This window comes from Paraburkholderia sp. LEh10, from assembly GCF_017814945.1.
Lineage (GTDB): Bacteria > Pseudomonadota > Gammaproteobacteria > Burkholderiales > Burkholderiaceae > Paraburkholderia.
The window spans coordinates 1-21,117 of sequence record NZ_JAGIPX010000059.1 but is presented as its reverse complement, the minus strand read 5'-3'; the positions used below and the strand labels follow the sequence as shown (position 1 = coordinate 21,117).

Sequence of the window (21,117 nt, the reverse complement as noted above, 5' to 3'; positions counted from 1 at the left end):
TGCGCTTCGCCCTTCATCGAGTTCCTCGTGTCCGATCGCCCATCCGACTCCGCTTCGCTGCCTGCCGCGCACCGCAATCTGTCCGTCACCGCGCGCAACCGCGCGCGTTACGCAACGATGGCGCTCTTTTTCATTGCGGGCATGATGTACGCGTCGTGGGGCGTACACGTGCCGACGGTGCGCGACCGTTTCCAGCTGAATCCGGCGATGCTGTCGCTCGCGCTGTTCGCCGTCGCGGGCGGCTCGATCGGCGCAATGGTGACGAATGCGCCATGGATCGCGCGCGTCGGCACGCGCCGCGCATGCCTGGCGGGCGGCCTCGTGATGTCGGTCTGCGCGGCGCTGATTCTCGTCGTGCCGTCATACTGGATGCTGCTCGTGCTGCTTGCGTTCTTCGGCGCGGGCCTGGCGACGCTCGATGTCGCGATGAACGCCGAGGCAAGCGCCGTCGAGCAGACGCTCGGCCGCCCCATCATGTCGTCGCTGCACGGGATGTTCAGCGTCGGCGGGATGGCGGGCGCGGCCATCGGCGGCGCAGCGCTCGCGCATGGAATGGCGCCCGCGCTGCATCTGCTGCTGGCGGCGCTCGTCAGCGCGGGCGTGCTGCTGGCCGCCTGCCCGTCGGTGCTGCCGCACGTCCCGCATGCCGAGCACCCGGACGCCCACACACCGCGCGCTAACCGCTGGCGTTCGCCGGCGCTGTGGGCGCTCGGTGCGATCGCGCTGATCGCACTGATCGCGGAAGGCGCGATGTACGACTGGGCGACCGTCTATATGCGCGATGTCGTCGCGTCGACGCCGGCCGTCGCGAGCGCCGCTTATGCGGCGTTCTCGGGCGGCATGGCCGCCGCGCGCTTCGCCGGAGACGCCGTGCGCGCGCGTTTCGGCGCGCCGCAGCTGATTTCCGCGAGCGCGTCGCTGGCCTGCGCGGGCATGATCGGCGCACTGCTCCTGCCGAACCCGTTCGCCGCACTGACCGGCTTCACGATGATGGGCCTCGGCCTCGCCAACATGATGCCAGTGCTGTTCGCGGCAGCGGCGCGCGTGAAAGGCATTCACGCCGCCGAGGGCCTCGCGCATGTCGCCGGACTCGCATACTTCGGCCTGCTGCTGGGCCCCGTGATCATCGGCGGCGTCGCGCAGATGACGAATCTGCCCATCGGCCTGTCGGTTGTCGCGCTGTGCGCGGCGCTCGTTGCGTTCATCGGGCCGAAGGTGCTGCGCCGGCTCGGCATCTGAAGCTCGCTCCGAACTTGTGACGCCGCTCACAGCGCCGCGCCATCGGCCGCGTTAGGTTACGCGACGGCGAACACACTCTATGTACCGCGACCGATCGGCGTGCGCCGAATCGCTGCGCCGCCGGCACCGTGCGCCGAATCCTTTCGCTATGCCGGCGCTCCACGCGGCGGCCGGTTCCGCACGCACGGTGACATAGCGTTGCGCTGAACGCCGCATTCATCCGCTAACGGCGAGGCGCGCCAGGCCCGAGGTGTCGCACGCACCCAGCTGACGGAAAAACTAGCGACGGCAATCGAAGCGCCAGGGAGGCGGCGGGCCAGCACACCGGCCCGCCGTTTTTATCGTCCCGCCGAGACGCCCGCGCCAAGGTTAGCCGCGTCGCTCAAAGCTCCCGATACGTGCTGTAAGTGCGTGCGAAATCGTTGCGCTCGAGAAAATTGGTAAAGGTCATCGTGACGGCGGCGTCGAGCGCTTCGACGTAGTGCCACCAGCCGATCGGCAGAAACAGCAGGTCGCCCGGTTCGAGCGTGCACTCGATCATCCGCGCACGTTCGATGGACGGAAAACGCTTGCTGTCGATCGCACCACCGTCGACCTGCGAGTAGCAATGCAAATGGTTGTACATGTGCACCGTATCGGTGAGCGGCACGAGCAGTACGCGTTTGCGGCCCATCACCTGCGCAATGAAATTGTTGGTCAGATCGTGATGAAACGGCGTTTTCGTGCCGGCCGGGCCCGACCAGAAAAAGCCGGCGTCGACGGCGGCGGTGTCGAGGTACTCGCCGATCGGCGGCGCATCGTTCCATAGCGCCGCGAGCGCCACGCGATTGCGCGACGCGTTGTTCGCCGTCATGTAGAAGCCGTTCGTCACACCGCCCGTTTCGACGAGATCGACGAAGTCGCGAAAACGCATCGTGCGCCTCAGCACCGGCTGATTGATCTCGTAGTCCGCATCTGCATCGCGCCCGAACTGCACTTCCACTTCGGCATCTCCGCAGCGCTCGCGAAAGTAATCAAAGCTCCATTTCGAGCGCGCCGGCCACGAATCGAATGTACCCGTGATGATCACAGGCCGGTTCTGGAAGTAGTACTGCTCGTAGAACGCATCGCGGGGCAGGCGCGCGCAACGTTCGACGCAATCCGCTCCCGCGCGCATCCCGTTCAGTTCGCCATACACGGAAAGCATCCATTCGCGCTTGCGCAAACGATTGCGCAAGCGCGAACCAGCCTGAAAATAAGGGCTTTTTAGCGTGCTATCGATTTCGCATCGCGCGCATCCTTGCTCGAACCCATGCTGGACGAGCACGGCATGCACGGCTTCGGGCGACGCGTCGAGCAACAGGTTTTCGGCGATCCAGCGCCGCCATTCGTCATTGATCATGCGTGTCACGACAGCCCCTCAAGACAAGGTGGTCCAGACCGACAATATCGTCGGCATCGCGCGCGAGCACGCACGAAGCCATGCGCAACAACGACTGTGCACACGAAGTATCCGAACAGCAGACGGCAAAACAAAAGGCACGCGGGTCGAAACCCGCGTGCCTCCTGGGCCTTTTCAGGCTGGCCCGCGCCGGGCGGTGAGCGGCGAACCCGCTTTCCCGCCGACAGCGGCAACGGCTCTTACATCTTCACGACGTCGAGCAGCGTCTTCTTGCCTGCCTTGTAGTTGTACAGCGAAATCACGCCATGCTTCAGGTCGCCCTTCGAGTCGAACGTGGTTTCACCGATCACACCCTTGTAGTCGGTGTTCGGCATCGCTGCAAGGATCTTCGCCGGATCGGTCGAGTTCGAACGCTTCATTGCGTCGACGATGATGTACACAGCGTCATATGTGAACGGAGCGTAGATCTGGATCGGCTGGCCGAAGCGCTTTTGATACTTCGCCTGGAACGCTGCGCCGCCTTCCATCTTCTCGAGCGCCATGCCTGCTTCCGAGCAGACGATGTTGTCGGTTGCATCGCCGGCGAGGTCAGACAGCTTGTCGGTACACACGCCGTCGCCAGCCAGCACCTTCGCGCGCAGGCCGAGCTGCTTGGCTTGCTTCGCGAACGGGCCACCCGTGGCGTCCATGCCGCCGTACATGATCGCGTCGGGGTTTTCGCCCTTGATCTTCGTCAGAATTGCGCGGAAGTCGACCGCCTTGTCGTTCGTCGCGTCATGCGACATCACGTTCAGGCCCAGCGACTTGGCGGTCTTCTCGAATTCGTTTGCGAGACCCTGGCCGTATGCCGTCGAGTCGTCGACGATCGCGACGCTCTTCACCTTCAGACCCTTGGCTGCGTAGTTAGCCAGTGCCGGACCTTGTTGCGCATCCGTCGCCACGACGCGGTACGTCGTCTTGAAGCCTTGCTGCGTGTAGGCCGGGTTCGTTGCCGACGGCGAGATCTGAACGATGCCTGCATCGCTGTAGATCTTCGAAGCCGGGATCGACGTGCCCGAGTTCAGGTGACCGACCACGGCGACAACCTTGTCGTCAACCAGCTTCTGTGCGACCTGCGTAGCCGTACGCGGGTCGGCTGCGTCGTCCTGTGCGTCGAGTTGCAGCGTGACTTTCTGACCGCCGATCACCAGACCCTTCGCGTTGATTTCTTCGACTGCGAGACGCGCGCCATTCTCATTGTCCTTGCCCAGGTGAGCGATGCCCCCGGTCAAAGGTGCTACATGGCCGATCTTGACGACAGTGTCGGCCGAAGCCGTCGTCGCCAACGTTGCAAACAACATCGCCGCAGCGCTGATCGGCAACAGCTTTTGAATTTTGATGTTCATGTAAGTCTCCGATTTCGGTCCCAAAAACAACGTAATCGCCCTTGTGCCCCCGCTTCCTACCGTGTCGCTCGAATCCCGTGGACGACTCCGCCGGATGCATCGTTATGCACTTGGCAAGCACGCGTTCCAGCCTGTTTGTGGCAGGTGGCGCCCCGCGCTTGCGCGCAAGTGTAGGCTATCAAATTAATTTGTGGGGTTTTTTTGAGTAAGTGGGATCACTACCAATAGCGTTTATCCCACTTAGTCGTAAATGACGGTCGGAATGGCGCCCTGAAAGCGCCAGCCTGCGCGGCTTTCGGGCGATCGAGGTGTTCTCTTCTATAGTAGCGGCTCAAGCTTAGCCGGCATCGTCCGTTAGTGGACCGGATAGGGGTCGATCAGGTCATAACGGGTAAACACAAACGTGATAAAGCAATTCGGAGAAGACGCTTATTCGATCTGATCCGCGACGCGCGATGTGGAGTGGGGCGTCGCTATTGACGTCTTGACGAGTCCCGGCCAAACGGCGAGGCCGCGACGCACGCCGGGTCTCGCCGCATTCCGTCAGACGAGTCCGCGAAGACATCGCCGATACTGTTTCAATCCACTTTCCGGGAACGGCGCCACGCGCGTCGGCCATTGCTCAGTGCGCGTGCACGCGCTGCAGCCGCTTTCTTTTGATGGCACACTGAGCGCCCGCTGCGGGCGAGGCGTCCGCAAACGATTGCCTGCCCGATTGCGTCATCACCGTTTATGCAAGGAGAAACAACGTGAGCGTGACTTCCCGATGGATCGACATTCCGACTGGCAATGATTCGTTCGGCGCGTACATGTCGACGCCGAAAAGCGGCAAAGGACCCGCCGTCATCATCATCCAGGAGATCTTCGGCGTGAACGGACATATCCGCGACGTCGTCGATCAATATGCGCAGAACGGCTATATCGCGATCGCACCGGACATCTTCTGGCGCACGCAGCCTCGCGTCGAACTGGCCTATGTCGGCGCGGACCGCGACAAGGGCATCGAGATCCTGCAGAAGACCAACGTCGATCTGGCCGTGGCCGATATCGGCGCGACGGCTGCCGCATTGCGCGCGATGCCGGAAGTGACGGGCAAGGTCGCGGGCATCGGCTACTGCTTCGGCGGACGTCTCGCGTATCTGGCCGCCGCCGAAGGGTTGCTCGATATCGCCGTGTCGTACTACGGCGGCGGCATCCAGAACCAGCTCGACAAGGCGCCGCAGATCAAGGTGCCGATGCAGTTCCACTACGGCGAACTGGATCAGGGCATTCCGCTGTCGGCCGTGGGCGAAGTGAAGGAGCGCTTCGCGGGCCGCGGCGACGTCGAGCTATACATCTACCCGAACGCCGATCATGGCTTCAACTGCACCGAGCGCGCGAGCTATCACCAGCATTCGGCGGCGCTCGCGCACGGCCGCACGCTGACCTTCCTCGGCACCCACGCGTAAGTTACGCTAGAGGCGAGGCGCGGCTGCGTCGCGCCCTGCGCTTTAACGGCGTGCGCGGTCCGCGCGCGCCGTCATCACGATTCCGATCCGGCCGGGGGCCATCGTCGTGCAAGCCGACTATCTCGATCATGACGCGATCGGTCTCGCCGATCTCGTCCGCAAGCGCAAGGTGAGCGCGCGCGAATTGCTGGAAACGGCGATTGCGCGCGCCGAGGCTGCCAATCCCGCGATCAACGCGATCGTTCTGAAGGACTATGATGCCGCCCGCCAACGGGCGTCGCGCGCTCATGCGAACGGCAACGCCAACGCGTCGGGCACCGATGGGTCGGGCGCCGATGCGCTGGGCGCCGGGCCGCTGGCGGGCGTGCCGTATCTGATCAAGGATCTCGGCTTGCCTGTGAAAGGGCTGCGAATGTCGATGGGCAGCCGTCACTACCGGCACTACATTCCCGACGAGGACGCTCCCCTCGTCACGAGGACACGCGCCGCCGGCCTCAATATTTTCGGCAAGACGAGCACGTCGGAAATGGGCCAGATGCCTTATACGGAGCCCGAACTGTTCGGACCGTGCCGCAACCCGTGGAGTCTCGATCACACGCCGGGCGGTTCGAGCGGCGGCTCGGCTGCCGCCGTCGCGGCGGGCATCGTGCCGCTTGCACATGCGTCGGACGGCGGCGGGTCGATCCGTATTCCCGCTTCGTGCTGCGGACTGTTCGGGCTCAAGCCATCGCGCGGACGGCAACCGTCGAATGCCGTGCCCGCGCCCGGCGACCTGGGCATCGATCACGCCATTTCACGCAGCGTGCGCGACAGCGCGCTGCTGCTCGATCTCACGTCGGGCAACGCAGAGCGGCCGATGGGCGCGCCCGGCACTTTCCTCGCCGCCGTCAACGAACCGTGCAAGCCGTTGCACATCGCGTTCGTGACCGACCCGATGCTCGCACCCACGCTGTCCGCGGATGCCCGTGCCGCGCTCGACGATGCCGCGCAGCTCGCGGCGTCGCTCGGGCATCATATCGAGCCCGTGTCGCTCGGCATCGACTTCGTGCGGCTGCGCGAAGCGTTTCTGATGATCTGGTCGGTGAGCGCCGAGAATCTCGTGCTGAGGGCAGACCAGATCACGGGGCGCAAGCCGAATCGTGAGGAATTCGAAATCGCGACGTGGACAATGGGCCACATCGGCCGCAAGTTCGGCGAGCGCGAACTGCCCGATGCGCTGGAAGCGCAGCGCCTAGTGAGCGCAAAGCTCGCCGATCTGATGACCCGCTATGACGTGATTCTGTGCGCGACGCTTGCGTCCGCGCCGATCAAGATCGGCGAAATGCAGCCGACCGCCGCCGAGAAAATGCAGATGCGCGCCGTCACGACCGTTCCCGTCGAACCGCTGATGCGCAAGCTGTTGACGGAAGTGTCGAACAAGGCGTTCGCGTGGGCCGGCTGCACGGAGCTGTTCAACCTGACGGGCCAGCCGGCGATGTCGGTGCCGCTCTACTGGAACGCGCGCGGTCTGCCCATCGGCGTTCAGTTCGCAACGCGCGAAGGCGGCGAAGCGACGCTGTTGCGTCTTGCCGCGCAACTGGAAACGGCGCGTCCCTGGTTCGACAGGCGGCCGCCGCTGATCCCCGCACGAAGCTGAGCCGGCCCTCGCGGCTACGGTGCGCCAGAAGCTCGTGGAGCGTCGCGCGCCGTGCCGTTTTGTGCGCGTGCTGAAACGCTTCGGAATCCGCGAGATTGCGGCGGATGAGGAAACCGGTCGGCCCGATCGCAAGGCCGATGATGAACGGCACACGCGAGCCCCGCGATTTCAGCGCGGCCGGCGACAGCCCGCGCGTCCCCAGCGCGCCGACGACGGCGCCTGACAGCAGCGCGGCATGTGGCTCGTCGTCTGCCAGCTGCCGTAGAAGCCTCGCGTCGGGAACGGCGCGGCTTCGATCAGAAGCGCCGTCGAGCTGCCGAACTCGCCGCCTGCGCAAAGGCCTTTCTTGCGACCGTAAAAAGGCACCACATCCAGCTTCAAGGGCGTTCATATGACAAAAGAGCGCTGCGCCGCGTTTGCACGGCGAGCGCTCTTTCAGATACTGGGCAGACGCGCGTTGCGATGCTGCGACGCATCGCCTGTCGCGCGCCTGACTATGCCTCGCGTTGTCGGCTCAGGCCTTCTTGTTATACGCGCTGCACCAGCCCTTTGACGCGACCTGCTTGCCCGCGAACATCGGGCACGGCGCATAGGCGTCGGTGGCCTTGCCCTGATAGAAGCTGCAGTTGCCGCAATCCTGGCCTGCCACGTATTTCGCGTATTTGGCCTTGTCGACTTTGCTTGCATCTTCCTTGTAGCCGAGTGCCAGAGCCGTTGGATCCGATTCGGCGACCTTCGGCGCATCGGCGAATGCCTGGCGCGACAGCGCGAGCGTCGATGCTACGCCGATACTGGTGATCAAAAACGTACGACGGGAATTGTTCATGTGACTCACTCCATTGGTATTGGGGGCTACGCCGTTCTGACGACAGCGGTCCCCAAGCATAGCAACGAAGCTGGCGCGCGTGACGCCTCAAATGGCGGTCATAAGCAAATCCGTAGCGTCGCACATGACGAAGCGCTCGACACATGATCGACATGCACGCGCCACGACGACGTCCGGTCCGCTCGATCGATCGCGCGTCCTTCGACGCCCCGCACGCCGCTAAGCGCGCCCGCTCACTTCACACACACGCTGCGCGATCGCGAGCGACGCCGTCAGACCCGGCGACTCGATACCGAACAGATTCACGAGCCCTCGCACGCCATGCGCGGCGGGACCTTGAATGAGGAAGTCCGCGGCCGGCTCGCCGGGCCCCGACAGCTTCGGACGAATGCCCGCATACGCCGGTTGCAGCGCGTGGTCGGGCAGCGCGGGCCAGTACGCGCGGATCGCCGAGTAGAACGACTCCGCGCGCTGCGGATCGACGTCGTAGCCGATCGAATCGACCCATTCGACATCGGGGCCGAAACGCGCCTGGCCGCCGAGATCGATTGTCAGATGCACGCCGAGTCCCGCTTCGTTCGGCATCGGGTAGATCAGGCGGTTGAACGGCGCGCGCCCCGAAATGCTGAAGTAATTGCCCCGCGCGAGATAGAGCGGCGGCACATGCCGCGCATCGAGCCCGCGAATCTTGCGCGCGAGCGCGTTCGCATGCAGACCGGCGCTGTTGATCACGCATGCGGCGCCGATCGTCGTCGGTGAGTCGCCGCCGACCTTCACGATAAAGCGCCCGTTGATCGCCTCGATGGCTTGCACGGGCGCATGAAACGCGCAGACAGCGCCATTGCGTTCCGCGTCACCGAGCAGCGCGAGCATCAGTTGATGGCTGTCGACAATGCCCGTCTGCGGTGAGAACACGGCTTCGACACATTGCAGCGCCGGCTCCAGCGCCTGTGCTTCCTCGCCGCTGATGCGCATCAGGTCGAGCACGCCGTTTTCCTTGCCGCGCGCCATGATGCTTTCGAGTTGGGGTACCTGGTTGCGCGCCGTCGCGACGAGCAGCTTGCCGCACCGCTGATGCGGCACGCCGCGCTCCGCGCAGTAGTCGTACAACATCTCGCGCCCGCGCACGCAGAGCGTCGCCTTCAGCGAACCGCGCGGATAGTAGATGCCCGCATGAATGACTTCGCTGTTGCGGGAACTTGTGCCGACGCCGATTGCTTCAGCCGCTTCGAGCACGATCACTTCACGTCCGCGCGCCGCCAGAGCGCGCGCGACGGCAAGACCGACGACGCCAGCGCCGATCACCACACATTCGATCTGATCCATGTCCGTTGGACGCGGCTCGATGCGCCGCGTTCTATTTCGTCATCCACCAGGATTTCGATAGCGTGCGGTACCTTCATATGCGTGACCGCGTGCTGTCGAACGCTTCGCATGCACAATGCGAAATCGCGCGGCGCGCCACAGACACAAATGCCCGCAGCCTTGTGCGGCTGCGGGCATCGGTATGTGGAAACGCGTAGCGCGTTTGGATCAGTGTACGCCGACGACGCGCGTTCCTGGTGAATTTGGCCGAACTTGCACGGCCTGGCGTTCCGCATGCGCCACAACGAGGCGCCCGGGGTTGATCAGTCGTCGACAGTTGTGCGCTTGAACAGATGGTGCACGTCGATCTGCGCAACGGGCACCCGGTAGCCGCCCATCGCGAACTGCTGCGGGTAAGCGGGCGCATTCGGATTCAGGCTCAGTTCGCCGTTCGCGCGCGCCTGCGTGAGTTCGGCCCTCACTTGCGCACGTGTTTTCGGCGCGTTCGTCAAAGCGGGCGATTGCGTCGGCGCCGGGCTGTAGCCGCTTGCAAAAGCCGGCACGGCGACGACTGCGGAGATCAACAGGGCTGCGAGCGAAGACTTTTTCATGGTCGGTTCCTGAGGTGGAGTCCAGTGCGAAATGCGGTTCGCATTTCAGTGAACGCACTCTAGCCTTCGCCTATCGTGTTGCCGACCCTGGTTCATGGAATTGACTGTTGCTCCAGTTCGTTCCAATTCGAAGAAAATCACCTATTCGGCTTCTGTAGTGGTTGCACCATTGGAACAATAAAAAGGCCGCTCAGTCGCGGCCTGTTCGCATAGATCGCATCGACACGCTCAAAAGCCGATCGGTTTGCGGCGTGTGTTGTAGTCAAGGCGAATGTCGTCGGCGCCGATATGATCGCGGCCCGCGATACGCGCCGAGCCGAAGCCGTTCAGGATCGCGCGCCGCATTTCGCGCGGTGACGCCTGCGACAGCGCGTCGAGCGCCGCGCCGCCCAGTTCCGCCGCGAAACGTTGCCCCCAGCCGTGCGCCGAGCGGATTTCGTCGTAGATCGACTGGGCGATGCGCCGCGAGCCTTCGCGATCGGGCGGCGGAATTTCGTAGACGTTCATCCGGTTGAGGATCGGCTCGGGAATCGCACACTCATCGTTTGCCGTCGCGATCCAGATCACGTGACCGGCATTGATCGGAATCTCCGCGAATTCGTCGATGAACGTCTGCGCGGTGTCGTGTTCGAGCAATGCGTAAAGCGCGCCGAGCGGATCGTATTGTGAATCGCCCGTCGCCTTGTCGATTTCATCGACGGCAATCACCGGGTTCGCATAACTGCCGTGCACGAGCGCGTCGAACACTTTGCCCGGCTTCGCGTTCTTCCATTGCGACGACGCGCCAGACAGAATCCAGCCCGCCGTCAGCGAACTCATCGCGACATAGTGATACGAGGTGCCCAGCAGCCGCGCGAGCTGCTTTGCGAAGTGCGTCTTGCCGATGCCGGGATCGCCGAGCAGCAGGATCGGCATCAGTTCGAGCCTGTCGTCCGTTTCGAGGCACAGCGCCACCTGCTTGCGGATGTCGTCGAGCGGCTCGGTGAAGTTCGGCAGCGCGCCGATCAAATCGTCGATGGACGGCATCCGGTTCGGCTTTACGCAAAAACGCAGATTGCCGACCTTCAGCATCTTTTCGTAGGTGGAACGCAGCGCGTCGTTGGCGCCTTCGCTCAACTCGCTCAGCGCAGTCTCGACCTGATCCAGATCGTAGACCTTGCTGAACGACGCAACCGCGATTTCCTGTTTCACCATGGCTGTTGTCATCGCTTCACCCCGTCATGCTGGCATTGCAGCGACGTCCCCGACGCCGCTTCAATTTCAGTGTAACGACGCGCAAATCGCATGCAAGCCAGCAGTCAGGTGGGTCTGCTGCTAATGCGCGGGCCTGGCGAGGCGCTTGCTTGAATCGTCCCATCCGTGTCCCAATTTGCAATGCAGTGTTACGGCTGACGGCTGAACCTCGGTTCCGGATCTGATGTCAGAAGCCGTTCAGAAACCGTTGTCCCGATAAAGCGTAAGATGGTCGGCGGTCGCAAGAAAGAACGCGCGATACCGCACGCTTTAGCGAAACGCAGCGATTCCGGAGACTCATTGTTCATGTGGAAAACCAGCCTCGTCGCCGTCCTGCTCGGCACCGTGTCGATGGGCGTGGCCAATATGGCCCAGGCGCAGCAGCGTCCCGCGCCGTCCGTCGTCAAATGGGAGCTGCAGGTCATCCGCGACGGCCAGCAGATCGATTCGTTCGACGGCAACACGACCGTCGGCCAGGCGCGCACGGATACGCATCATCACGTGGTTCAGAACAGCGTCGGCTGCAAGGACGTACCCGCGGGCAACATCGATCTGGCGCGCACGCTGACCGTTTCGCCGACGCAGGCGGATGCGAGCGGCGTCACATTTTCGATCGACGCGCAGGAAACGCTCGAGGAACCGGGCACGCGCACCAGCAGCACCGGCTGCAAGCTGCCGCCGCAGCCGCGCCAGGTGAGCGCGAATCATCCGGGGCTGAAGGTCGCGCCCGACGGCTGGACCACATGGACGATCGTCGACAAGGACCCGAATCTCGTGTATCGCTTGCGCGCAAGCGTCGCAAACAATCCGTGAACCCAATGAACGACGTGGACGACGCGGCATGCGAAACCCCGAAGAACTGATACGCGACAACGCCGACCGGAAAGATTTCATCGCCGTGAGCTGGAACCTGCACAAGGGCCGCTCGCCGCTTGGCTTTCAGGCTTGGCAGGCGATGCAGCGCTGGGTGCAATCGGTTCATGCCGATGCGTATTTCCTGCAGGAAGCAATGGCGCGCCGGATGCCCGGCCCCGTGCTGGCGAGCTCGTTCGGCGCGCGCATGAGCGATGTCGACAATGATGTCTGGCATTGCCAGGCCACCGAGATCGCCGACGCGCTGCAGTTGCAGATCGCCCTTGGACCGAACGTGTTCAAACCGTCGTGGCGGCACGGCAATGCGATCCTGTCGCCGCATCCGCTCGATCTGGGCGGACGCTGGGACATCTCCGCGCACCGCTTCGAGCGGCGCGGGCTGCTCGTTGCGCGCGCGACGTTCGGCGGGCATCCCGTGACGCTGCTGTGCGCGCATCTCGCGCTCACACGCCAGGCGCGGCTGCGTCAGATGCACTGGATCGCGCACTGGATCTCGAAGGAAGCGCCCGACGGCCCGCTCGTGCTCGCGGGTGACTTCAACGACTGGCGCAACGACTCGGTGCCGCTCTTCGGCGAGCACGGCTTGCAGGAAGTCGCAACGTTGCTCGGCGAGCCGGGCCGCACGTTCCCCGCGTTTTCGCCCGCGCTCGCGCTCGACAAGATGTTCGTGCGCGGCATGAAGCCCGTCGAATGGATTCAGCCCGCCCAGGAGACGGCCTGGCTGTCGGATCACCTGCCGTATATGGCTCGGCTGCGCGTCGAGTGAGTGCGGGGCGCCCGGCCGCTTTCAATCGCGCCGCGGCGTCCACTTCAGCACGGCGCTGATCGCTTCGCCCGGTTGAAGCACGCGGTGGCCCGCGCGTTCACGCTCGTCTTTCGCATTGAAGCAGTCCGTCGTGTTGGTGACGGGCTCGACGCATAGCTGCACGTCGTTCGCAGGCGCGAATATCACCAGATGATCGAACGGCGCTTCGGCCGTCAGCGTCACCTGTCGACGCTCGTCCCGCCACGCCACCGTCGCGCTGCGCGACCAGCCGCTGAAGTTGTTGTCGAGATCGAACTCATCGGCGTTCATGCCGCGCCGCAGCGCGTCGACGGCGGGATGCGGACCGACACGCGTCGGCAGCACGTTTTGATCGACGAGCCACATCTGCTCGACGTGAGCCGTGATCGATCCGCTCACCGATCCATCGCTCGTCGTCGATGCGCACATCGGCGGCTCGGCCGGCCGTAGAGGGCTGTGGAATGCTTCGCGCATGTTCGTTCGAGTTAGTGTGGACGGTTGCGACGCGGCGGACAGGCTCGTTTCCCGACGCCGTCGCCCGAAGCGGCTCGCGCGACCGAGAATCGCACGCCGACGTCCTCATACCAATATTATTAGTAATAAATTCGTGTAAAAGCGCACCTCCCGAAGACACCGCGTCAGCAGGGAAAAGGAGGGGTTTGCGCGTGTTGTCCAGCGCATATTATTAGTGTTACCGTCAGCACCACGATGCCCTGCGGCATCCCACGTCTACACGCCGCCGTTGCCCGGCCAGACCAATGAAAAAATCGACTCAGCGCCGCCCGACGATGACCGATATCGCCAAGCTCACCGGCGTATCGCAATCGACCGTCTCTCTTGTCCTCAACAACGCCACCAGCGCGAAGTTCTCCGAAGCCACGCGCGACAAGGTGCTGAAGGCGGCACAGGATCTCGGCTACCGGCTAAGCGCGCGCGAACCGCTGCGGCCTTCCTCCGACGAACGCAATCTGATCATCTATCTCGCCGACGAAATCTCGACGAGCCCGCACCCGGTCGTGAACATCGACGGCGCGCGCGACGCGGCCTATTCGAACGGCAAGCTGCTCGCCGTCTACTCGACGCACGGCAACGCTGACATCGAGCAGCAGGTGCTCGATGCCGCGCTGTCGAGTCCGTCCGTGTTCGGCGTGGTCTACGCCACCGTCTATACCCGCAAGGTGACGCTGCCCGGCGCGCTGTCGCGCGTGCCGACCGTGCTGCTGAACTGCTACACGGCCGACGGCGCCCAGTCGTCGATCGTGCCCGCCGAGGTGGCGGGCGGCCACGTCGCAACGGAATACCTGCTGCACGCGGGACACAGGCGAATCGGCTTCATCAACGGCGAACCCTGGCAGGACGCAGCAAGAGACCGCCTGAAGGGCTACCGCACCGCACTTGCCACCGCCGATCTGCCGTTCGCGCCGGAGATGGTCCGCGACGGCGACTGGAGCTCGGGCACGGGCTTCGAGCACACGCTGTCGCTGATGCGCGACCCGCATCCGCCGACGGCCATCTTCTGCGCGAACGACCTGATGGCGCTCGGCGCGATAGAGGCATTGAAGCAGCTCGGCTATCGCGTGCCCGACGACATTTCCGTGCTCGGCTACGACGATCAGGAAATCGCGCGCCATACGCATCCGCCGCTTTCGACGGTCGTGCTGCCCAACTACGAACTCGGCCGCTGGGCCGTCGAAACGCTGCTCCAGGAGGTCCACAACCACGCGGCGGGCGCGCCCGTCCGCCACCGGATGGTGAAGCTCGACGGCCCGCTGATCGAACGCGGCTCAGTCCGGGAAATTACCGAGGCAAAAGCGCCCGTAATTAATATTATTAGCGATTGATCAACAATAATTCGCGATGAAATAATCAGCAGGACGGGTCACCACCAGAGTGCCGCGACAGTTGAAGGCACAAAAGCAAAACACACCAACTGGTACTAGAGGAAGACATGGCGTCGCACTATCGGGCTTCGCGCCGGCAGCGGCTTCAGCCGCTCGCCGCATCGCTGTTGGCAGTCGCACTGAGCCGTGTTGTTGCGTCGGCGCAGGCCGACGATCTGCCGAAGCTCGCCAGCAAAACGCCGCTGAAGGTCGGCTTCGCGCAGACGGAGAGCAACAACCCGTGGCGTCTCGCCGAAACCAGGAGCTTCAAGGAAATTGCCGCGAAATGCGGCTGGCAGCTCATGATGACGGATGCCAACGGCTCCAACTCGAAGCAGGTCTCCGATATCCAGAGCATGATCGCGCAGCGCGTCCTGTGATTCTCGTCGACCGTAACGTCGATCATTCGGTGGCGAAGGCGGGCCGCGACTACATCACGTTCATCGGCTCGGACTTCATCGATCAGGGGCATCGCGCCGCCGACTGGCTTTCAAGGCGACGGGCGGCAAGGCGAAGATCATCGAACTCGAAGGCACGACGGGCGCGTCATCTGCGAACGAACGCAAGAAGGGCTTCGACGAAGTGATCGAAAAGCAGCCCGGCATGTCGATCATCGCGTCGAAAAGCGGCGATTCGCGGCGCGGCAGCGCCGCGAACGGCGGCGTGAGCCCGAAGGCCTTGGCATAAGGACCCTGGCGCCGCGGATGCCCGGCTCGAACTCAACTACACCCAGCCGGAGTAAGATCGCGGTTCCGCCCTCGTTCCGCCCAACAGGCCGCCCCGCGCGGCAAATCGTCGACATGCATCATTACCTGCCGATCCTGCTGCAAATCGCCATCGTCTATCTGATTGCGCTGGTCAGTCCCGGTCCCAACTTCTTCATGATCACGCAGTTGTCGCTGGCAGGCCGGCGCGGGCTGGGCGCGGCGTCGGCGCTGGGCGTCGGCACCGGCTCGACGATCTGGGCATCGCTCGCAATGCTCGGCTTCGCCACCGTGCTGCAACGTATCGACTGGCTGTACAACGGCATCCGCATCGCGGGCGCGATTTACCTGGTATGGTTCGGCATAAAGCTCGTGCACGCGAGCGCGAAGCGCGGCGAAGCCGTTGCCGCCATCAGCGTCGAGCCGTCGCCCGCCTATGAACACGGTGCATATTTCCGTGCGTGGCGCTCGGGCATGCTCACGTGCCTGACGAATCCGAAGTCGTGCGCGTTCTGGACCAGTATCTTCGCCACGCTGTTTCCGGCCCATCCGCCGCTGTGGTTCTACGGCATCGCGCTCGCGATGATCGCGTCGATGTCCGTGGGCTGGTACGGCAGCGTCGCGCTGATGTTCGCGACCGAGCGCACGCAGCGCGGCTACCGGCGTCTGCGCCGGCCGATCGACGGACTGTGCGGCGCGGTGCTCGTCGGGCTCGGCGCAAAACTCGCCGCCGAGAGCTGAGCGCGTGGTTTCTCATGCTGCCCTTTCGCGCTTTCCAGGTTTCCAGCTTCGCGAGAAGGGTCAATGCTGCAGCGCGTAATACGTTTCCGGTAATATCCCGATAGCGCCTACCGGCGCCGTGTAATTCGTTGAACGGTGGCCGTCACCGGATGGCCAGCCGGCAAGCGCCCGACAGGCGGCGAAAGCCCGGCGTCCAGCGCGGACGGGCGAGACCCGGCGGGCGACACCCGCGACGGTCAGCACCGGGCACAGACCCAGTGCCGCACCACCCCAGCAGTGCCCTCTTGCCGCGCCGCAGTTGTCCGTTCCCGCGTAATCGAACGACAGCCGCGCCGGTCGCTTGACGACCGGCTTGACAGACCACACTCACCGCCCCAACCCGCGCCGGCAATGCCCGATGCGGTAACGCGGTAAAATACCGGATTGCGCATCAGCTTCCGGGGTCGCAGTCGACACGGAACGATGCATCGCCTTTGCCGTGCCGGTCCCGCTGTGTGTGTGGCCGACCTTGTTTTCGCACCATCGAAGAAGCCATGAGCAACCTGAATTCACAAACCGTCCTGAGCGTCCATCACTGGACCGATACGCTTTTCAGCTTCACCTGCACGCGCGATGCGTCGTTCCGCTTCGAAAATGGCCAGTTCACGATGGTCGGCCTCGAAGTCGACGGCAAACCGTTGATCCGTGCGTACAGCATGGCGAGCGCGAACTACGAAGAGAACCTCGAATTCCTTAGCATCAAGGTGCAGGACGGCCCGCTGACGTCGCGCCTCCAGCATCTGAAGGTCGGCGACCAGGTCCTGATCGGCAAGAAGCCGACGGGCACGCTGATGGCCGACAACCTGCTGCCCGGCAAGACGCTGTGGCTCCTGTCGACGGGCACGGGCCTCGCTCCTTTCATGTCGATCATCAAGGACCCGGACGTCTACGACCGCTACGAGCGCGTGGTGCTGACGCATACGTGCCGTTTCGTCGACGAGCTGGCGTACAAGGAATACATCACGAATCATCTGCCGGCCCACGAGCATATCGGCGAGCTGATCCGCGACAAGCTGGTGTACTACCCGACCGTCACGCGCGAACCGTTCGCCAATCGCGGCCGCATCACGGATCTGATCGAAACGAAGAAGCTGTTCGAAGACCTCGACCTGCCGCACTTCTCGCTCGAAAACGACCGTGTGATGCTCTGCGGCAGCCCACACATGCTGCGCGACACGCGTGAACTGCTCGACAGCATGGGCTTCCAGGAAGGCAGCAACAACAATCCTGGCCATTACGTCGTCGAAAAGGCGTTTGTCGGCTAACCCCTGCGCGGCGGCCATGATGGCCGCGCCAGTCAACCGCAATACTGAAACCGGAGCCTGCGCGCTCCGGTTTTTCTTTTGGCGCGCCACTCTCGCGCTGCACAGCCGCCGACGCGCCGCGCGTCCGGACGGGCAACACCCAGTCGGATACCTGGTTACAAATTTGCCGGAGATCGTGCGATTTCCGATGTAGGAATTTGTCCGACAAAAAGGCGGCGATCACCTCAACTATTGCGCGAAGTGTTGCGCCGCAACCCGCTATGGGCGGGCATTTTTTCTTTTTTTGAGATATGATCGCAACGCGGCGCTCATTTGACATACTTTTAATAAAGCAGCCTTCTGTTGTTACAGAATGTAAATTTCGTTACGCCCGGCGTAGCGTTTTCCGTCGCAGGATTTCCTGCGAAAGGCACATCTGGGGGGTCAGGGTTCGCATGCGTTCTTTCGTCTATGCGCTGTCGATGCATCGCTGCGTCGTCAGCCAGTCCGTTTCGTGAGCACGGCCATGGAACCGTCGATCGTGCTCGCCATGCACACGCACCCGGCGACCGCCCTCGCCCTGGACGGCTTCGCGAGCCACGCCACGGCTTCGTCCACTTCCAATGCTGCTGATACACGCGCACGGTCGGCATCCGGCGACCATGTCGCGCGGCTGCAGGCGCGCGTGCGGGAACTGGCCTCGGAATTGATGCGCGTGCAGGAAACGACGCGCCGCCATGTCGCGCAGGAATTGCACGACAGCGTCGGCGCGGAGCTGACGGCCGCACGGTTCGCGCTCGCGGGCGTTGAAACGTGGTTGCCCGCCGACGCCCCGCAGCAATGCACGGCCGCCCTCGAAACCGCGCAGCGCTCGCTCGATGCCGTCACGCAAGCCACCCAGCAGGCCGTCGCCGATCTGCACGCGCCGACGCTCGACAAAGGCATCGTCTGCGCACTGTCGCACTGGACCAACAGCTTCGCCGTCCGCACGGGACTGCGGATGAGCTTCGTGTGCGCCGCGGATGCGCGCCTCACGCGCCTGCCCGCCGATGCGTCGCTGGCCGTGTTCCGCGTCGCGCAAGAGGCGCTGAACAATATCGCCAAGCACGCGCGCGCGTCGGGCGCGGACATGCGCATTGAGACCACGGGCGCGCATCTCACGATCGTCGTCAGCGACGACGGCGTCGGCATTCCGCCGCATGCCGGTCAGGACGAGCGCCAGTTCGGGCTGGCGGGAATGCGCGCGCGCTGCAATGCGTTCGATGGCGAACTGCGCATCGTGGCGCCCGCGACCGACGCACGCGGCACCACCGTACGCGCCCGCTTCGCATGGAAAGCGCTGCTGGGCAACGCGGCGCGCCCGCGCGCGCGGCGCACTGCAATCCGTTTGTGAATACTGACTTCCCGTTATGAGCCTGCGCATTCTGATTGCCGAAGATCACGCCATCGTTCGTCAGGGTGTGCGGCAACTGCTGATCGACCGGGGCGTCGCCGACGACGTCGCCGAGGCGCAGACAGGCGCCGAAGTCCTCGCGCTGGCGTCGAAGCATGTGTACGACGTGATCCTGCTCGACATCTCGCTGCCGGACATGAACGGCGTCGAGGTGCTCAAGCGCCTGAAGCGCAAGGTGCCGCGCATTCCCGTGCTGATGTTCTCGATGTACCGCGAGGACCAGTACGCCGTGCGTGCGCTGAAGGCCGGCGCGGCGGGCTACCTGTCGAAGACGATCGACGCCGCGCAGATGATGGCCGCCATCCAGCAGGTCGCGGCGGGCCGCAAGTACGTGAGCCCGGCGATGGCGGAAGCGCTCGCCGATTACGTGTCGTACGACGGCGAGCAGATGCCGCACGAGAAGCTCTCCGACCGCGAATACCAGACGCTGTGCATGCTCGCGTCGGGCAAACGTCTGACGGATATCGCGGTGGCGCTGTCACTGTCGGTGAAGACGGTGAGCGTCTATCGAACGCGGCTGCTCGAAAAGATGAAGCTGCGCAACAACGCCGAGCTCACCTTCTACGTGATGAGCAACCGTCTCGTCGATCTGAATCCGGCGATGACGGCTTGATCCGGCGCACCGCCGGACGGGCCGCGGCGCTCGTCCGTTGTGCATCACGAAGGGCTGGCCGACGCACTTCCGCTAAAATTGCGGGTTTTCCCCGACATTGGGCGCGCCCACACGCGTGCTTCACAGGAGACCCCGCCAAATGTCCCTCTTTCGCAAAAAGAACGTCGAGCACATGATCGCCGGCGCGCAGGCTGCCGGCCTGAAAAAGGCGCTCGGCGCGCTCGATCTCACCTTTCTCGGCGTCGGCGCCATCATCGGCACCGGCATCTTTGTGCTGACGGGCACGGGCGCCGTGCAGGCGGGCCCGGCGCTGATGCTGTCGTTCATCATCGCGGCAATCGCATGCGGCTTCGCGGCGCTTGCCTACGCCGAATTCGCGTCGACGATCCCCGTCGCCGGCTCGATCTACACATATTCGTACGCGACGCTCGGCGAGCTGGCCGCGTGGATCATCGGCTGGGATCTGATGCTGGAGTATGGGCTCGCGACGTCGGCGGTGTCGGTGGGCTGGTCGGGCTATCTGCAATCGCTGCTGTCTGGCTTCGGCGTGTCGCTGCCCGTCGCGCTCACGGCGGCGCCCGGCGCGCTGCCGGGACACGAGACGCTCTTCAATCTGCCCGCGTTCCTCGTGATGATGGCGATCACGACGCTGCTTGGCGTCGGCGTGCGCGAATCGACGCGCGTGAACAACCTGATGGTCGCGATCAAGGTCACGGTGGTGCTGCTGGTGATCGTCGTCGGCGTGTTCCATGTAAAGCCCGACAACTGGCACCCGTTCATGCCGAACGGCCTTTCGGGCGTGTTCGGCGCGGCGGCCGTGATGTTCTTCGCGTTCATCGGCTTCGACTCGGTTTCGTCGGCGGCGGAAGAGGTGAAGAATCCGAAACGCGATCTGCCCATCGGCATCATCGCGTCGCTCGGCGTATGCGCGGTGCTGTATTTCGCGGTGGCAGCCGTCGTGACGGGCATCGTGCCGTCCGCGCAGTTCGCGAACATTTCGCATCCGGTGTCGTACGCACTGCAGGTGGCGGGTCAGAACTGGGTCGCCGGCTTCATCGATCTGGGCGCGGTGCTCGGCATGCTCACCGTGATCCTCGTGATGGCGTATGGCCAGACGCGCGTGATCTTCGCAATGTCGCGTGACGGGCTGCTGCCCGCGGCTTTGTCGAAAGTCCATCCGCGCTTTGCGACGCCGTTCGCCACGACCTGGATCGTCGGCGTCGTGTTTGGCCTGATCGGCGCGCTCGTGCCGCTCAACGTGCTCGCCGAGCTGATCAACATCGGCACGCTTGCGGCGTTTTCGATGGTTTCGATTGCGGTACTCGTGTTGCGGCGCACGCATCCCGACCTGCCACGCGCGTTTCGGTGCCCGGGCGTGCCTGTGGTGCCTGTTCTCGCTGTCGCGTCGTGCCTGTTTTTGATGGTCAATCTGAGCGCCATTACGTGGATCGCGTTTGTTGTTTGGCTTGCCGTTGGAATGCTGGTGTATTTCGGCTACTCGCGCAGGCATTCAAAGCTGGCGCGTGGGAATTCGTGACGTGGCTCGCTGCGCGGGCATCATGATGCGGTTCGGTTCGGTTCGAGTTCGCTTTGCGCGAGCATCTGCGAGGTGGTTCGCTTTCCCTTTGCGCGGGCATCCGCAATAGCGCCTCGCGGCGCAGGCGTTGCCCCTGTGCGGGGCGGCACTTACTTTCTTTGCCGCGGCAAAGAAAGTAAGCAAAG

At 63.9% G+C, this 21,117-nt stretch carries 18 protein-coding genes and 2 pseudogenes; 12 read left to right on the top strand and 8 right to left on the bottom strand.

Features of this window, described 5'->3' with window-relative positions; translation table 11 throughout:
- Positions 1 to 27: 27 nt before the first annotated feature.
- Positions 28 to 1,239, top strand: coding sequence for an MFS transporter (locus J8I87_RS33805; RefSeq protein WP_209936596.1), 1,212 nt, complete (start codon positions 28 to 30; stop codon positions 1,237 to 1,239).
- A 382-nt stretch (positions 1,240 to 1,621) separates the two neighbouring features.
- Here J8I87_RS33805 and J8I87_RS33800 read toward each other — a convergent pair whose 3' ends face one another.
- Both J8I87_RS33800 and J8I87_RS33795 read right to left on the bottom strand, forming a co-directional pair.
- Positions 1,622 to 2,620 (bottom strand): cupin-like domain-containing protein, encoded by a 999-nt coding sequence (locus J8I87_RS33800; protein WP_209936633.1) that lies wholly within the window; start codon positions 2,618 to 2,620, stop codon positions 1,622 to 1,624.
- Between the two features lie 239 nt (positions 2,621 to 2,859).
- The gene (locus J8I87_RS33795) at positions 2,860 to 4,005 is read right to left on the bottom strand and encodes a branched-chain amino acid ABC transporter substrate-binding protein (RefSeq protein WP_209936594.1); all 1,146 of its coding nucleotides are present in this window, start codon (positions 4,003 to 4,005) and stop codon (positions 2,860 to 2,862) included.
- 749 nt (positions 4,006 to 4,754) lie between these two features.
- On the opposite strand from J8I87_RS33795, the gene J8I87_RS33790 reads away from it, so the two are divergent.
- A complete protein-coding gene (locus J8I87_RS33790) occupies positions 4,755 to 5,453 on the top strand; it encodes a dienelactone hydrolase family protein (protein WP_209936593.1) in 699 nt (232 codons plus the stop codon).
- A gap of 106 nt (positions 5,454 to 5,559) precedes the next feature.
- The gene (locus J8I87_RS33785; RefSeq protein ID WP_209936592.1) at positions 5,560 to 7,089 is read left to right on the top strand and encodes an amidase; all 1,530 of its coding nucleotides are present in this window, start codon (positions 5,560 to 5,562) and stop codon (positions 7,087 to 7,089) included.
- A 7-nt stretch (positions 7,090 to 7,096) separates the two neighbouring features.
- On the opposite strand, the pseudogene J8I87_RS33780 reads toward J8I87_RS33785, so the two are convergent.
- The 5 genes and pseudogenes from J8I87_RS33780 to J8I87_RS33760 form a co-directional block, all read right to left on the bottom strand.
- A pseudogene (locus J8I87_RS33780) lies at positions 7,097 to 7,434 on the bottom strand (MFS transporter); the annotation flags it as partial.
- A gap of 169 nt (positions 7,435 to 7,603) precedes the next feature.
- On the bottom strand, positions 7,604 to 7,915 hold the full coding sequence (locus J8I87_RS33775) for a high-potential iron-sulfur protein (RefSeq protein WP_209936591.1): 312 nt from the start codon (positions 7,913 to 7,915) through the stop codon (positions 7,604 to 7,606).
- A 219-nt stretch (positions 7,916 to 8,134) separates the two neighbouring features.
- Positions 8,135 to 9,241 (bottom strand): NAD(P)/FAD-dependent oxidoreductase, encoded by a 1,107-nt coding sequence (locus tag J8I87_RS33770; protein ID WP_209936590.1) that lies wholly within the window; start codon positions 9,239 to 9,241, stop codon positions 8,135 to 8,137.
- Between the two features lie 302 nt (positions 9,242 to 9,543).
- Positions 9,544 to 9,831: a DUF4148 domain-containing protein gene (locus J8I87_RS33765; RefSeq protein ID WP_209936588.1), complete on the bottom strand. Its 288-nt coding sequence runs from the start codon at positions 9,829 to 9,831 to the stop codon at positions 9,544 to 9,546.
- Between the two features lie 228 nt (positions 9,832 to 10,059).
- Positions 10,060 to 11,037: an AAA family ATPase gene (locus J8I87_RS33760; RefSeq protein ID WP_209936587.1), complete on the bottom strand. Its 978-nt coding sequence runs from the start codon at positions 11,035 to 11,037 to the stop codon at positions 10,060 to 10,062.
- Between the two features lie 333 nt (positions 11,038 to 11,370).
- Here J8I87_RS33760 and J8I87_RS33755 point away from each other — a divergent pair, with 333 nt between their 5' ends.
- Both J8I87_RS33755 and J8I87_RS33750 read left to right on the top strand, forming a co-directional pair.
- Positions 11,371 to 11,877, top strand: a complete 507-nt coding sequence (locus tag J8I87_RS33755) for a hypothetical protein (RefSeq protein WP_209936586.1) — start codon at positions 11,371 to 11,373, stop codon at positions 11,875 to 11,877.
- Between the two features lie 28 nt (positions 11,878 to 11,905).
- Positions 11,906 to 12,703 carry an endonuclease/exonuclease/phosphatase family protein gene (locus J8I87_RS33750; RefSeq protein WP_209936584.1) on the top strand — a complete coding sequence of 266 codons (798 nt, stop codon included), beginning with the start codon at positions 11,906 to 11,908 and terminating at the stop codon, positions 12,701 to 12,703.
- Positions 12,704 to 12,724: 21 nt separating this feature from the next.
- On the opposite strand, the gene J8I87_RS33745 is transcribed toward J8I87_RS33750, so the two are convergent.
- Positions 12,725 to 13,195: a hypothetical protein gene (locus J8I87_RS33745; protein ID WP_209936582.1), complete on the bottom strand. Its 471-nt coding sequence runs from the start codon at positions 13,193 to 13,195 to the stop codon at positions 12,725 to 12,727.
- Between the two features lie 314 nt (positions 13,196 to 13,509).
- Here J8I87_RS33745 and J8I87_RS33740 point away from each other — a divergent pair, with 314 nt between their 5' ends.
- From J8I87_RS33740 to J8I87_RS33710, 7 genes and pseudogenes are all read left to right on the top strand, one after another.
- Entirely contained in the window at positions 13,510 to 14,562 is a 1,053-nt protein-coding gene (locus J8I87_RS33740; RefSeq protein WP_209936631.1) for a LacI family DNA-binding transcriptional regulator, read from the top strand.
- 107 nt (positions 14,563 to 14,669) lie between these two features.
- Positions 14,670 to 15,243: pseudogene (locus tag J8I87_RS33735) on the top strand (substrate-binding domain-containing protein); the annotation flags it as partial.
- A gap of 158 nt (positions 15,244 to 15,401) precedes the next feature.
- The gene (locus J8I87_RS33730; protein WP_209936580.1) at positions 15,402 to 16,046 is read left to right on the top strand and encodes a LysE family translocator; all 645 of its coding nucleotides are present in this window, start codon (positions 15,402 to 15,404) and stop codon (positions 16,044 to 16,046) included.
- A gap of 533 nt (positions 16,047 to 16,579) precedes the next feature.
- Positions 16,580 to 17,350, top strand: coding sequence for a ferredoxin--NADP reductase (locus J8I87_RS33725; protein WP_209936579.1), 771 nt, complete (start codon positions 16,580 to 16,582; stop codon positions 17,348 to 17,350).
- A gap of 505 nt (positions 17,351 to 17,855) precedes the next feature.
- A complete protein-coding gene (locus J8I87_RS33720; protein WP_209936578.1) occupies positions 17,856 to 18,722 on the top strand; it encodes a sensor histidine kinase in 867 nt (288 codons plus the stop codon).
- Positions 18,723 to 18,738: 16 nt separating this feature from the next.
- Positions 18,739 to 19,395: a response regulator transcription factor RqpR gene (rqpR, locus tag J8I87_RS33715; protein WP_209936577.1), complete on the top strand. Its 657-nt coding sequence runs from the start codon at positions 18,739 to 18,741 to the stop codon at positions 19,393 to 19,395.
- Between the two features lie 139 nt (positions 19,396 to 19,534).
- On the top strand, positions 19,535 to 20,932 hold the full coding sequence (locus J8I87_RS33710) for an amino acid permease (RefSeq protein WP_209936576.1): 1,398 nt from the start codon (positions 19,535 to 19,537) through the stop codon (positions 20,930 to 20,932).
- The last annotated feature ends 185 nt before the right edge of the window (positions 20,933 to 21,117 follow it).